This is a genomic window from Bradymonas sediminis, assembly GCF_003258315.1.
GTDB classification, from domain to species: domain Bacteria; phylum Myxococcota_A; class Bradymonadia; order Bradymonadales; family Bradymonadaceae; genus Bradymonas; species Bradymonas sediminis.
Map to the genome: position 1 here is coordinate 3,755,840 of NZ_CP030032.1, position 14,925 is coordinate 3,770,764.

Here is a 14,925-nt window from a genome sequence, read left to right on the forward strand (position 1 = left end):
ACCTTCGCGCGCACCCATGAAATTAGTTGCAATCCACTTATATCTCGGTAAGGTACGCGTATTGGCATGGCATTGTTTATACCCGTCAATCCCAAATAATCTAATTAAATCTTGCCGCTAGGTTTGAGAATCTCGATGGAGCGCAATCCGATGAGTCAGGCAAAAAATATACGTTTCATGGCAGTTGGGCTGGTCCTTATGGCGCTGTGCGCGCTGACGCTGATGGCCTGCTCGGCCGCCACGCAGACCAAACAGGGCGCGCCCGGTGAGCGATGCATGGGCCAGGACGGCGATTGCCGCCCCGGCCTGCTATGCGAGGACTCGGTCTGCGTGCTCCCCGACTCGAGCACCCTGGAAGCGTGCACCAATAGCTGCGAGAAAATCGGCGCCTGTGGCGTCAACAACCTCAACTGCTTCAACGAGTGCTCGACCACGGTCAAAAATTGGAGTGACTCGGTCATCGAGGAGTTCGGCGATTGCCTGGTCAACGACTTAAGCTGTGAAGAACTTGGCGGCTCGGCCAACGCCGCCGCCCAGGCCTGCTACGACCGCCTCCCAACCCCCGCGGAGCGCCTGGACACCTGCCGCGACTTCAAGGCATCGCTCAAAGAGTGCGCCCCGGATGGCTCCACCGCCGCCTTCGAGCGCGCATGCATCCGCACCGCCCGCACCACCGACGCGAGCGACTGGAGCGCCAAAACAAGCTATTGCTTGGATCTGACCACCTGCGAAGAGGCCACCACCTGCATCAACGCCGCGTTCGGGCTCAACTAATCTTTGAGCCCCCATCTCGACCGCCTTAAAGCGCCGCCTCGATCTCATCGATGGCGGCGTGTGTTTTTGGCGCGTCGGTCATGGTGCGAATCGTGGACAGCCGGCTCTTAAGCGCCACGGTGCGCTCAAAGCCCTCGCGCGCGCAGAGGTCCGCGATATGCACCAGGACCTCCTCGACCACGCGCGGGTCGGGGTGGTCGAGCATCCGAATCAGCACCCCTTCCTCGTCCGGCCAGGCCCAATCGTTGGCCGCGCGCTCCTTTCGAAACGCCATCACAGCCTGGGCAAAATCCCGGAACCCCTCGACCTTACGAAGCGCGGCGATCGCCGCCTTGCGCTCGGCGTCGGGCGTGCCCTCCTCGGGCTCCAACCCCTTCATGACCTTCTTGAAGCGCTCCGGCACGTCCGCGCCGCTTTTGAATAGCTTCTCCAGATCGCTCTTATACGCCTTGGTCGAGCGCGCGTCGCCGCCGGGGCGAAATTTTCGCTCCAGGGCCCCGCGGCTTTTTTTTCGTTTACTGTCGTCACTCATTGCAATGGCCTCCCGATTCTGAGCTCTTCTAAAGTCGATTTGAACACTCTAAACAAAGTTTGTCGCCGCGCCCGGATATGCTATACCTCGGCGTTGAACGTGCTCCTTATGACGTGACATAATAATGCATCAAGATGGATCGACCAACCGATGTTGGATGTTTTTGGCTGGACTGATGATTTTTGTCTTGCCGGCGATGAGCTGGGCGGCTGAAGAAGGCGCCCAACACCAGGTAGACTCGGACCTTTATCGAGTCCTGATCCTGCTGGCAATCGTCGGCGCGGCCTATATCATCACCCACCTTCTCCTGGAGCGACTCGCCGAGCGTTTCGGCTTCGTCACCGGCACCGAATATATCGTCCTGGGCGCGCTCCTGGGACCCGTATTTGGTGTGCTGGACACCGAGACCATCGGCGCGCTGACGCCAGTCAATGTCCTGGGGACCGGCTCGCTGGGTCTTTTGGCCGGCCTAAACCTGCGCTTTCGCGGGTTTACTCCCTTCCGCATGCGCGCGTTTCAAAGCGGCATCACCATCGCCCTCGGCACCCTGTTGACGGTCGTGGGCGTTCCGCTTTTAGCGCTGATCTATTTTGACTTCCCCGGCGGCGTCGACCCATTTATGCCGATCTTGCTCTGCTCGGGCGCGGTCGCGGTGGTCGTTAATACCGGACCGCTGCGGGCCATGGCGGCCTTCTGGGGCGCCGAGGGCAGCACCACCGACTTTAGCGTGCAGGTCGCGCGCTTTTGCTCCTCGGTGGGCATCATCGCCTTCGGCCTCATCTTCTGTTTTTATAACGAGACCACCGTCCCCTTCGACGTCGACCCGCCCTTTGTGTGGATGACCTGGCTGGGCATCCACCTGCTGCTGGGCAGCGTGCTAGGCCTGATCTTTGCGGGCTTCCTCATCCGGGAGCTCTCCGACGATATGCTCATCACCATCTTTATGGGGATGGTCATCTTCACCAGTGGCTTCGCTTACTATCTGCACCTGTCGCCCATCTTTGTGAACTTCGTGCTCGGCGTGGTGCTCATCAACGTCAGCCAGCATGTCGAGCATGTGCACAAGCGCCTGCTCGAGATTCGCCGCCCGCTTTATATCATCCTCTTTTTCTTCGCCGGCGCCGGCTGGGCGCTGAGCGCCGAGCCCATCTGGGGTTACCTGCTCGTGTTTGCCTATCTCGTGCTGCGCTTTGTCGGCCGGATGATCGGCAGCATCGGCGCCTCGCGCATCACCAAGGACCGCTCTTATGGCTCCGGGCTGTACCGCGCCTTGCAGGGCTCGGGCGCGCTCAGCGTCGCGATGCTGCTCGACTTCACCCAGGTCTTCGGAAACCTCGAATACGCGGGCTTAATGTATAACGGATTATTGATCGCCATCGTCCTCAGCGAGATCGCCTCCTACCCGCTTACGCGCAACTGGCTCATCGATGTGGCCGACGTCGCCTCCCCGGAGAAACGCGGCTCATCGACTCAGACTCAGGAGGCTAGCTAATGTCGCAAGTTATTACGATTGTGATCCTGCTGGCCTTGATGTACGCGCGCCAGTTCTTCGACTTCAGCGACGGCAGCTTCGGCTCGATGCACCCCGACAGCCTGGTCGCCACCGGATTTATTATCCTGGCCGCGTTCACCATGGGCGAGCTGTTCAAGCGCCTCAAGGTCCCGGCGCTGCTGGGCTATATCGCCGCCGGTATCGTCTTCGGCCCGGACCTCAGCCAGATCGTCTTTGGCTCAACCGAGCAGACGATCTTCACCAAAGACGTCATCAATGACCTGGCGCTCATCAATATCCTGACCGTCGGCGTCATCGGCACCCTGGGTGGCGGTGAGCTCAAGATCTCGGACCTCAAAGAACACGCCTCCACCATCGTGACCGTGATCGGGGTTGTCTTCGCGGTCGTGGTGCCCTCCTCTGCCCTGATTTTGCTGGGCATGGCGACATTCTTCCCGTCCACCGCGCCCTTCTTGATGGACGTGCCGACCTCCACAAAGCTCGCCGCGGCCATGCTCTTTGGCGTCTTCGCCTTCGCGATGAGCCCCACGGTCAGCCTGGCGATCCTGCAGGAAACCCGCTCCAAGGGCCCCTTTACCTCCTTGATGCTCGGCACCGTCATTCTCGGTGACCTGGTCCTGGTCATCGGCGTGCTGCTCGCCGCTGACTTCGCGGTCCTGGTGATGGGCCCCACCGGCATCACGATGGCAGCGGCCCAGGAGATGTTCATCAAGATCGGCCTGGAATTCGGCTGGGCGATGGTGCTCGGGCTGATCACCGGGCTGCTCTATATCGGCTATTTGCGCTTCGTCGCGCGCGAAAAACTCCTCTTTACCGTCGGCATTATCTTCGCCACCTCGGCGGTCGCCGAGATGGTGCACGCCGAGACCCTGGTGACCTTTTTGGTCGCCGGCTTTATCGTGCAAAACTTCTCCAAGCATGGTCATGATATGATCCATTCGCTGGAGAAGATCAGCCTGCCGGTCTTCGTCATTTACTTTATGACCCAGGCCGCCTCGCTCGACCTGATGCAGGCGGTGCACTTTTTGCCCCTCACCCTGGTCATGGCGACCGCGCGCGTGGTCTCCCAGGTCGGCGGCGCAAAGATCGCCCTTAAGCTGCTCAAAGCGCCCGAGGTCGTGCGCCGAAACCTCCCCTTCGCCATGCTCTCGCTGGGCAGCGTCGACATCGTGCTGGCCGCCCTGGTCGCCTCGAAGATCCCCTCCTGGGGTGGCGACCTTCAGGCCGTCGTGATGGGCAACGTCATCATCTATATCATCGTCGGCCCGGCGGTACTCAAATGGGTGCTGGGGCGCGCCGGTGAGACCGAAGAGGCCCGCCAAACCGGCAGCGAGGAGGTCGCCGAATTGGACCGAATCGTCGGCGACGAAATGGGCGACGAGGAGCTCTTGGAGCACCCCGAGTTCACCGATCCTCGCCTGAAATTGCGCCTGGAGCAGGTGCGCGACGAGCTCACCACCTGCTATAAGAGCACCCTGGTTGAGCGCATCGAGACCCACGGCGAGAGCCTGCAGGAGTTGCTCGACCGCATTCACGAAGTCCGCCATAAGGCGATCTCCGAGCTCTTTGAATTGCTCGAAAACGCAGGCGATACGCCCACCCAAAAGCTGGGGCCGCGCGTCAAACGCCTGCACGTCCAATTCCGCCAGACGCTGCAACCCCAGATCGACCTGCTCGAGCATATCGAGGCGATGCCCGTCACCCCTCAGAGCACCGAAAAGCTGCTGGTCGACGTCCACCAACTCGTGCACTTCGAGGAGAGCTACCGCGTCCAACTTGAGCCCTGGCTGCTCGAGGCGAGCCCCGAAGACTCGCTGTGGATGCGCGCGGTGAAGGTGGGTCGGCGCACGCGCAATTTTGTGCGCCGCGGCTGCCACCGAACCATTCCGCTGGGCCGTTTGTGGCGCTTCTATCTCGAATTATCGCTGCCCGGCTACCTGGCCAGCGCCGTGGCCGCGACCGCCGAGCAAAACGAGCAGCTCTGGCAACATCTTGGCCTGCATTTGCGCCGCGTGGACGACCTCTTTGAGCGCGTCGTGCGCATTCTCTCGAGCGAAGACATCACCGTCGGCTCCGCCCAGAGCGATAGCGATGGCGAGGGCGATGAGCAGACCCCGGCGGTCAAGGTCGTCGCGCGGGGTCGCTTGCTGGCGCCGTCGGTCGACGCGCTCCCGATGAGCATGTCGGGCGAGCCCGGTGAAGATGAGGATGACGACGAGGCTGACGAGCACGACGACGCCCACGCGCACGAAGATGACGAGGACGCCAGCGGCGAAACCGCGCTCCCCGAGGAACCCGAAGAGGTGAGTGCCCCGCAGCCGGCGCTCAGCGCCGTCGAGGCCGCGCTCGCCCAGGCGCGCGCCAGCCACGAATCGCTCTGCAAAGACGCCAAAGCCCTCGACGCCCAGCTCGAGGTCTACGTCCAATCGCGCCGCAAGCGCTTCGGCTTCAGCGTCGAGCACGCCTACGCCGACTTTATCGAAGCCGTCGGCCAGGCCGGCACGCTCAGCCTGCCCGGGTACCGCTACCGCGCGTCGCTGCGCTACGACGAAGCCCACCGCGCCCAGGTCCGCCTGCAGAGCCGCCTTGGGCGCGCCGGCGACCTGGTCGAGGGCTACCAGGGCTGGATCGTGCTCGACCACCAATTGATCCTCTTCTTGCACTGGTTCCGCACCTACCAGCAGCGCGTCTTGATCACCTTCCAGACCCGCTTCGAGGACGGCTGTGTGCGCCAGATCAAGCAGCTGAAATTGCGCTGTGAGGACCGCCCTACCGACGCCGCGCTCGACGATGACGCCTCGGCCCAGCCGACCTTCGACTGGCCGCATTGGTACGGCAATAAGATCAACCCGGCGCTAGAGAACGCGCGGATCTCGCTGGACCAGGCGCTCACCGACTTCGACCAGGGCATCATCATTCGCCGGCTGATGGACGTGCTCGAAGCGCGCATCGCGCGCTTCTCGGAGCGGGTGAATCTGCTCGCCCAGAACCCGACCGAATCGCTCGCCGAACAGAGCGATGTCGAGACGGTCAGCGTGCCGCTGCGGGCCTGGTATTTCTCCAAATTATTGCGCGAAATCGCCCTTCGCCTGCTCGAGTCCAACGAGCGCGCCGAGCGCACCCTTCGCCGCTCGATGGTCGCCCTGGGCGAGATGCGCCTGGGCCTTGAAACGAGCCTGGTCTCCCACCAAAAAGAGCTGCGCGAAGGCGAACTCCAGTCCGCGCCCGATGCCCCGGACCTCGAAGAGGCCCAGCGCGCCAACGAGGTCGCCCAGCAGGGACTCGAGCGCGCGATCACCCAGGCCGAGGAGCTTATCCGACTCATCCAACACGATGAGCACGATATGCGCATGTGGATCATCGAGGAGACCACCAAGGTCGCCCGCGACTCCACGATTCCCTTTTTGGAGCATCGCCTCAAAGAGGTGATGGCCGAGCTGGAGAAGAACCGCGGTCCGAGCCTTGCGCGCCGGCGAGTGCGCCCGATCGTCAACCGCGCGCGCAACGCCTATCACCGCGTCGCACCGGTCATCGAGGAGATCCGCCACGACATCTATAGGCACCTCAACGGCAAGCCAGCCGCCGACCCGAAGATCGCGCCGGGGCGCTCCCACGCGCGCGCTCGCCTGCTGCGCAGCAGCCTTGAGACCCCCGAGAGCGGCCTTAAACTCGCCACCCCGGCGATCTACCGCCGCCTATTCTCGCCGGTGCCCGTCGATATCCCCGACTTCTATGTCGAGCGCCCCCAGCTTGAGCAGGATTGCCTGGACGCGGTGGACCGCTGGTTCAACGGCAACCCCACCGCGATCCTCATCGGCGGCGACGCCGGCATGGGCAAGCGCACGCTCATCCACCACGTGCTGCCGATTCGCCTCTTCAGCAAATATAATGAGATCGCCGAAGAGCAGCTTCAGATGGTACGCCTGGACGAGGCCGACGAGACCGAGCGCGAGCTGTGCGAGGCGTTTTTCCCGCTGCTCGAGGGCAGCTATCCGCGCACCTTCTTGGAGCTCGGCCAGCACCTCAGCGCCCGCAACGACCGGCGCATCGTGTTCGTGGAGAACGGCGACAAGATCTACTCGCGCACCCGCGAGGGCCTGTCTTTGAGCGAGCGCTTTTTGACCATGATGGAGCGCTCCTCGGATAATATCCTGTGGATCCTGCTGATGAATAAGCCGGCGGCGACCCTGCTCGATACCGCGGTGCAAATCGGAGATTATTTCACCGACAGCATCGAGCTAGACGCGCTGAGCCCGGCCAATATCGAGCGCATGATCATGTCGCGCCACAAGGTCAGCGGCTTCGAGATCACCTTCTTGCCGCCCGAGGTTCGCTATCTGCAGCGCGTCAAACACCCGCTGGACACCCGCGACGCGCTCAAGAACCCGCGCCAGGAATTTTTCCGGCGCCTCGGAAAGCTGTCGGGCGGAAACCCGCTGCTCGCCCTGCTCTATTGGAGCGAGTGCGCGCACCTGGACGCGTCGGATAAGTCGCGCATCCTGGTCGACCCGCTACCGGACGAAGAGGTCACGCTGACCGAGCATCTGTCGCTGCAAAAGAAGTTGCTGCTGGCCACGCTCGTCCAGCACAGCGCGCTGAGCGCCCCGCGGCTTAGCCGCATCCTGCGACTCGACCTCGATGAGGTGCGCACCGAGCTCAGCCACCTGCGCCGCCAGGGGTTCGTGGACCTGGTGCCGGGCACCAACACCTATCATATGCCGGCGCTTGCCGGCGCGCTGGTGACCCGAGAATTGCGCGCCGAGAACCTTATTTAATTCGCATTTTGGACGCGCTTCGATCGCGCCAACGAGACCGCTATGCCCGAACCCATCACAACCCCCGAGCCGGCTCAGTCCCTGATGGGACCGACCACCGAGACGCCCGTGGACCCGGTCACCGAGCCCACGCTGGACCAATCCCTGCTGCAATTTCAGGAGGCGATCACCTACGTCGAGCCGCAGTGGTTTACGCTGACCTGGGCGCTGATCATGCTCGCGGTGACGCTGCTGCTAAGCTGGGCGATGGGCCAGCTGATGCAACTGGCCGGGCTGCAGCGGGCGCGCAAATGGTTGGCGCTGATCCGCGTGCTACTGTGGAGCTTTATCGTGGTGAACCTGGCCTTCGCGCTGAGTTCGATGGTCAGCGAGATGCATTGGCTGCCGGTGGGCATCGTCGCCCTGTCGATGTCCGGGCTGGCCGCGCTCCCGTGGCTGCGCAATATCACCGCTGGGCTGGCTATCGCCTTCGACAGCCGCTTCGAGATCGGCGACCCGGTGCGCCACGGCCAAGCCACCGGCGAGATTACGCATTTTGGCGCCCGCGCCGTGACGCTTCGCGCCGACGACGGCACCCTTCACCAGGTCCCCAACCAAATCTTCGCCCAAACCTCGGTCACCCTCATCGAGTCCGAGGGCGACGCCGCCTGTGAAATCCTGGTGGTGATCCCCCAAGGCGTCTCCCCCGAGCGCGCCATGCACCTGGCCAAACAGGCCGCATTCCTCACTCCGCTGGCCTCTCCCCGCCACAGCCCTGAAGTCTATTTGGAGATGGGCGACCACAGCCCCGAGAGCATCGAGATGCGCATCCGCGGCTGGGCCTTTGACCCATCGTGCCGCGAAGCCTTCCAGAGCGACGTCGTCGCCCGCATCCACGACCTGCTGCGCAGCGAGAAGTCTTCGCGAAACAGCACGACCTAAACACCGCGCACCTGCAGCTGCAACGCGAAAGAAACGTCAACAGACGCCCCGCTGGCCCGCAACAGCCCCCTCCGCCTGCTGCGCAGGCACCTCCCCCTTTTAGGGGGAGGATTACTGTTTGCCCCATTGAACCGCTTCGAATGCGCGTTGCGACGCCGATCCGAAGCGCATCGAAAAAACCATGCTTCACGATTCCGTCTCTGCTAAGATACGCTCAATACGAACCCCTAACCAATTGGAGCCCAAAATGCGCATCACACGACCCTGGAAGACCCTGACCCTCGCCGCGATCGCCTCGCTTTGTTTATTGATGAGCGGCTGCTCTGATGACTCCCCAAGCGACAGCAATAATGGCGGCTGGGATATCGGAACCGATGTCAAAGAGGACTCCGGCGCGGACGCCGGCACCTGCACGCCCGGCGAAACCGGCTGGGACGACTGCAACTCCTGCGAGTGCGACGACGAGGGTCGCTGGATATGCACCATGATGGGATGCATTGACGACATCCAGGAAGACGACGGTGGCTCACCAGACGCCGGCACCTGCACCCCGGGCGAGACCAAGCAAGAGGATTGTAATAGCTGTCATTGCACCGATGAGGGCGAGTGGGGCTGCACCCTCGTTGAATGCGAACCCGATCCCTGCGCCGGCAAGACCTGCGGCGAGGTGTGCACCACCTGTGTCCCCGACGAGGATGGCAACTGCCCGCCGGTGATGGAATATTGCAACGCCGACGGCCAGTGCGAGATGGGCGGCGGCCAAGAATGCCCCGCCGACGCCTGCGAGCCAGGCGACACCCGCCAGGAAGACTGCAACACCTGCTTCTGCGACACCAACGGCACTTGGGGCTGCACCGAGATGGCCTGCCCCGACAATAAGCCCTGCTCTGGAAAGGTCTGCGGCGAGACCTGCACCACCTGTGACGAGTCGCTCGGAGAGGATTGTCCGGCGGTCGTGGAATATTGCGACCAGGACGGGCAATGCCGCGCGGACGTTCCCTCCTGTGGCATCTAATGATCAGCGATTGCACCCGTAGATGACCCCAAAGCCCCGCCCCTGCATCACGCAGGGAGCGGGGCTATTGGATGTGCGCGACGAACCCCGATCGCTCGCGCCTATTTCGACGCTCGCAACATCCGCATCCCGTTAAAGATCACCAGCAGGCTCGTGCCCGTGTCGGCGAGCACGGCCATCCAGAGGGTCGCGACCCCGGCGGCGGCCAACCCGAACACCAGCGCCTTAATCCCCAGCGCGAGCACCACATTCTGGCGAATAATACGCCCAGTGCGCGCGCCCAGATCGATGGCGTGCGGGAGTTTTTTGAGGTCGTCGCCCATCAGCGCGACGTGGGCGGACTCCAGCGCGATGTCGGTGCCGGCGGCGCCCATCGCGATGCCCACCGACGCGGCGGCCAGCGCGGGGGCGTCGTTGATGCCGTCGCCGACCATGGCGACGTGCTCGTGGCGCTCGGTCAACTCTTTAATGGCGCTGACTTTGTCGGCGGGGAGCAAGTCGGCCAGGACACTGTCCCGCTCAAGACCAACCGCCTGGGCGATGCCCTGAGCGCTCACCGCGTTGTCGCCGGTGAGCATATACACGGCGCGCGCGCCCTGCTCGCCAAGCCACTCGACCGTGGCGCGCGCGTCGGCGCGCGGCGTGTCTTCGATGGCCACCAACCCTGCCAATTCGCCCGCGCGCGCCACGCCGACCACAGTCTGCCCGCGCTGCTCAAGCGCGCGCCATCCGTCGCTCAGCGCGCTATAATCAACCCCGTGCTCGGCCAATAGCGCGCGGGTCCCCACCAGCAATTGCACCGACGCGTCTTCGCCCTGCCCCCGCATTTGCGCCACCACGCCGCGCCCGATACGCGCCTCGAAACCCCAGAGTTGGCCGCGCTCAACCGCGATCTCCCGGGCCCGGGCGGCCTCGGTGATGGCGCTCGCCAGATAATGCTCGCTTCGGCTCTCGGCGATGGCCGCCAACTCCAACACCGCCCGGGCGTCGAAGCCCTCGGCGGCCATTACATCCGTGACCTGGGGCTCGCCGCGAGTCAGCGTGCCGGTCTTGTCGAAGGCGACGGCCCGAGTGCACCCAAGCTGCTCCAGAAAACGACCGCCCTTGATCAAAATACCGTCGCGCGCCGCGCGGGCGAGGGCCGAGGCGGTGGTGATTGGGGTCGCCAACACCAAAGCGCAGGGGCAGGCGATGACAAGCAATACCAGCGAGCGGTAAAACCAGACTTCCCAGGACGCCCCCAATAATAGAGGCGGCAGCAACGCGGCCAGGATCGCCAGGAGTATCACCGCGGGCGTATAATAGCGCGCGAATTTTTCGACGAAGCGCTCCGACTCCGAGCGATTCTGCTGGGCGCTCTCGATCGCCTCGACTACCTTGGCCAGGGTTGTGTCATCCGGGGCGTGCTCGACCCGAATATCGAGGCTCCCGCGTTGATTTAGGGTACCGGCAAAGACCGGGTCGCCGACCTGTTTATGGACGGGCTTCGACTCACCGGTGATCGGGGCCTGGTCGACCTCGCTTTCGCCCGCCTCGACCACGCCGTCGACCGGGATCTTCTCGCCCGGGCGCACGATGACATGCTCGCCGATGCCGACCAACTCGACGGGCACCATCTCCTCGCGCCCGCCGCGCAGCACCCGCGCCTCGTCGGGCGCAAGCTCCATAAGCTGACCGATGGCGTTTCGCGCCCGCGCCATGCTCGCGCCCTCGAGCCAATCGGCGAAGCCGAAGAGCCCGACCACCATCGCCGCCTCGAGCCACTCCCCCAGGATAAGCGCGCCGATCACGGCCACGGTCATGAGCACATTGATGTCGAGGTCGAGCCGCTTCGCCGAGCGAATCGCGTTGCGAAACACCGGCAGGCCGCCGATGACAGTGGCGAGTATAAATGAGGCGATCGCCGCGGACGTCCACGCAAAGACATGCGTAAACACCAGCGCCAAAATAATGAGCAGGCCCGCCGCGATCACCGATAATAAGGCCCGATCATGCCACCAACCCGAGCGCCCCGCCCCATCATCATCACCGCGCCCGGCGCGCCCGCGCGCCCGCGCGCTCAGCCCAACGTTGGCCAACGCCTCTTCGACCGCGCTCGCCTCCAGCCCCGGCGCGTGGCCCACACGCGCCACCCCGGCCGCCAGGTTCACCTGCACCTGCGCAACGCCCGCCAGCGGCGCGAGCGTTTCCTCGACCAGCCGCACCTCATTCGAGCAACACATCCCCTCGATCTCGAAGGTCGTGGTCGTGGGCGTGCTCGTAGGCTTGCCGACTCCGATGGCGTCTGCGACTGGTTTCATCTCTACTGCCTCAAAAAAGCGAATCGATATCCACAATAGCTGTGGCCCTCATCCTTAAGGGCGCCTGTCTCAAGCCTCAACGAATCGCGGCGCCCGCTTCTTCCCCGCGGGCCGAAAATCTCAATATTGAAAACGGTTTTCACTTGCAATTGAAAACCGTTTTCATTACAGAAGCCACGCAATGTTTCCTCGACCGTATTGATAACGGTTTTCAATATCACACCAAAGAGTTTTCAAATGTTCATGACACCGCGCGCCAACAACCTTAAGTACCTCGTCGCTGCCGCTGCCCTCGTCTTCACCGCCGCTTGCGCAGACGACAATGACAGCAGCAATAACGATACAAATAATAACAACGGCGAGCTTCAAGTTCCGGATACCTATAACTTTGACAGCCGCTTTGTCGAAGGCGAGAGCAGCGTGTCCTACTCGGGACAGATCTTCCGCCAGGTGCTCATCGCCGACCTCAAGGGCTTCATCAGCGGCATGAGCGACGCCATCGACTCGGGTGACTTCGCCCCGGCCGCCGAGGGCGACGTGGTCGGCTCGCTGGACTTCTACTTCCGCTTCGACTCGGCCGCCAACGGCGACCTCCCCCTGGGCCTGTCGGCCGATCCTGCGCTTAAGCAGGCGACCTATAACGATATCTCCAGCGGCAAAGACCTGGTCGGCAAACTCGCCGGCAACGACTCGGCCACCGACCATAAAGACTGGTCCACCGAATTCGTCGGCTGGAGTGACACCACCATCGCCGCCAACGGCGGCTCGGTCACCTCGCCCGAGGGCCTGGTCACCGCGTTCTTCGCGACCATCGAGGCCAACGCCCTCGCCCGCGTCAACGGCACCATGCGCACCGGCACCGACGGCCAGACCCTGCCGGTCTATGTGACCGAGCAGGGCCAGGACCTCAACCAACTCGTCCAAAAATTCTTGCTCATGGGCGTCACCTACTCGCAGGCTGCCGACGATTACCTCGACAGCGGCACCGACGGAAAAGGCCTCGAAGCCTCCAACACCCAGCATAACGACTCCCCCTATAGCACCCTTGAGCACCAGTGGGACGAGGGCTTCGGCTATTTCGGCGCCGCGCGCGACTACCTCGCCTATAGCGACGAAGAGATCGCAAACCCGGGCTTCAAAGACACCAATAATGACGGTGCAATCGACCTGAAAAGCGAGTATAACTTCGCCAACGCAGTTTACGCCGCCAAGCGCGACCTGAGCGCGGTCGCCGCGACCGATTATACCGCCCAGGCGATGGAGGCTTTCCTGACCGGACGCGCCATCATCAGCTCGGCTGACGGTGAGCTGAGCGCCGAGCAAAAGACCGCCCTGGAAGAGCAGCGCGACATCGCCCTGATGGCATGGGAGAACACGATGGCCGCCAACGTCGTTCACTATATCAACGACACCCTGCAGGCGATGGGCACCTTCGGCACCGAGGATTACGACTTCGTCAAGCACGCCAAGGTTTGGTCCGAGATGAAGGGCTTCGCGCTGGGTCTGCAATTCAACCCGAACGCCTCGCTGAGCGACGCCGACTTCGCGCAATTCCACGTCCTCGTGGGCGACGCGCCGGTGCTCGCCACCGCAGACCAGGCCGACATCGACCAATATAAAGCCGACCTCGTCGCAGCTCGCCAAATTATCGGCGACGCCCACGGATTCGCCGCCGAAAACCTCGGCGACGCCGACGGAGAAGGTGGCTGGTAAGCCGCACCACATATCTACCTCGCGCGCCACGCCCAATGCGCGGCGCGCGAGTTGTCCCGCAGGCCACACGCCTGCGGGGCATTCTAGGATTTAGTATTTTCAAATGATTCAGACCCCACGACAAATACACGCCATGCGAAACACACGCTCGCTCATCCTCAGCCTCATCACCGGCCTCGTGCTGGCGGTGGGGTTTAGCGCCGCCTGCTCCGACGATAATTCAGGCAACGCCGTGACCCAGGAAGACCCCAAGGCCGCCGAGGCGCGCCGCGACGTCCTGGCCAACCTCGGCGAGAACGTCATCTTTGCGACCTATGTCGAGTTTGAGCAGAAGGTGCAGGTGCTTCAGACCAAGACGGACGCCTACGCCGCCTCGCTGGACAGCGCCGATCATGAGGCCGCCAAAGTCGCCTGGAGCGACGCGATGCAGGTCTGGCAGCGCGCGGAGATGTTCCAGGTCGGCCCGGCCGGCGCGATGGGCGCGGCCGTCGCCGGCGAAGACCTTCGCGACCAGATCTACTCCTGGCCGCTGACCAACGGCTGCCGCGTCGACCAGGAAGTCGTCGAAAAAGACTACGCCGACCCGACCGCCTTCGCCTCCGAGGCGATCAACGTGCGCGGCCTCGACGCCCTTGAGTATTTGCTCTTCAACGCGGGCACCGAGAACGCCTGCACGCCCCAGAGCACCATCAACACCGACGGAAGTTGGAGCGCGCTCGATGAGAGCGAGCTGACAAAGCGCCGCGCCGAATACGCCCACACGCTGGCCATCGACCTAAACCGAAGCGCCACCACCCTGCGCGAGATGTGGGACCCGCAGGAAGGCAATTTCCTGGCCGAATTCAGCACCGCCGGCGCCGGAAGCAAGACCTTCATGACCTCGCAGGAAGCGCTAAACGCCGTGAGCGACGCCATGTTCTACCTCGACAAAGAGGTCAAGGATATGAAGCTCGCTCGCCCCGCCGGGCTCTCCGAGTGCGTCGACGACGTCTGCCCCGACAAGCGCGAGTCGCCCTGGGCTGACCAATCACTCGACCACGTGCGCCAGAACCTGGTCGCCTTCCAACTGCTCTTCTCGGGCGGCGACGCCAATGACCCCGACGCCCCCGGCTTCGATGACCTGATCCGCGGCATGGGCGTCGAGCAGCTCGCCGACGATATGAACACCCGCATCGCCGCGGCGCTGGCCGCCATCGACGCCGTCGAGGGCACCATGGTCGAGGCCCTGGCCGATGACCCGCAGAGCGTCGTCGACGTCTTCGACGCAACCAAGGCGATCACCGACCTGTATAAATCGCAATTCTTTGACGTGCTCGACCTCGAAGTCCCCAACCGAGGCGAAGGCGACAACGACTGATTTTGGCTGACAAAACGCGAGAGAC

The 14,925-nt window shown here is 63.3% G+C and carries 9 protein-coding genes; 7 read left to right on the forward strand and 2 right to left on the reverse strand.

Annotated elements, in window-relative coordinates; translation table 11 throughout:
• Positions 1-150: 150 nt before the first annotated feature.
• Entirely contained in the window at positions 151-774 is a 624-nt protein-coding gene (locus tag DN745_RS14130; protein WP_133622033.1) for a hypothetical protein, read from the forward strand.
• Between the two features lie 25 nt (positions 775-799).
• Here DN745_RS14130 and DN745_RS14135 read toward each other — a convergent pair whose 3' ends face one another.
• Positions 800-1,306: a hypothetical protein gene (locus DN745_RS14135; RefSeq protein ID WP_111335838.1), complete on the reverse strand. Its 507-nt coding sequence runs from the start codon at positions 1,304-1,306 to the stop codon at positions 800-802.
• A gap of 124 nt (positions 1,307-1,430) precedes the next feature.
• On the opposite strand from DN745_RS14135, the gene DN745_RS14140 reads away from it, so the two are divergent.
• The 4 genes from DN745_RS14140 (at position 1,431) to DN745_RS14155 (ending at position 9,530) form a co-directional block, all read left to right on the forward strand.
• A complete protein-coding gene (locus tag DN745_RS14140) occupies positions 1,431-2,798 on the forward strand; it encodes a cation:proton antiporter (RefSeq protein WP_133622032.1) in 1,368 nt (455 codons plus the stop codon).
• Positions 2,798-7,594, forward strand: a complete 4,797-nt coding sequence (locus tag DN745_RS14145) for a cation:proton antiporter (RefSeq protein ID WP_111335841.1) — start codon at positions 2,798-2,800, stop codon at positions 7,592-7,594. Before DN745_RS14140 ends, DN745_RS14145 begins: the two co-directional genes overlap by 1 nt.
• Before the next feature lie 42 nt (positions 7,595-7,636).
• Positions 7,637-8,515, forward strand: a complete 879-nt coding sequence (locus tag DN745_RS14150; protein WP_111335842.1) for a mechanosensitive ion channel domain-containing protein — start codon at positions 7,637-7,639, stop codon at positions 8,513-8,515.
• Positions 8,516-8,762: 247 nt separating this feature from the next.
• On the forward strand, positions 8,763-9,530 hold the full coding sequence (locus tag DN745_RS14155; protein WP_162687686.1) for a hypothetical protein: 768 nt from the start codon (positions 8,763-8,765) through the stop codon (positions 9,528-9,530).
• Between the two features lie 101 nt (positions 9,531-9,631).
• On the opposite strand, the gene DN745_RS14160 is transcribed toward DN745_RS14155, so the two are convergent.
• On the reverse strand, positions 9,632-11,830 hold the full coding sequence (locus tag DN745_RS14160) for a heavy metal translocating P-type ATPase (RefSeq protein WP_111335846.1): 2,199 nt from the start codon (positions 11,828-11,830) through the stop codon (positions 9,632-9,634).
• Positions 11,831-12,067: 237 nt separating this feature from the next.
• On the opposite strand from DN745_RS14160, the gene DN745_RS14170 reads away from it, so the two are divergent.
• Together DN745_RS14170 and DN745_RS14175 are read left to right on the forward strand one after the other, a co-directional pair.
• Positions 12,068-13,543: a DUF4856 domain-containing protein gene (locus DN745_RS14170; RefSeq protein WP_111335849.1), complete on the forward strand. Its 1,476-nt coding sequence runs from the start codon at positions 12,068-12,070 to the stop codon at positions 13,541-13,543.
• A gap of 133 nt (positions 13,544-13,676) precedes the next feature.
• The gene (locus tag DN745_RS14175; RefSeq protein WP_162687687.1) at positions 13,677-14,900 is read left to right on the forward strand and encodes an imelysin family protein; all 1,224 of its coding nucleotides are present in this window, start codon (positions 13,677-13,679) and stop codon (positions 14,898-14,900) included.
• The last annotated feature ends 25 nt before the right edge of the window (positions 14,901-14,925 follow it).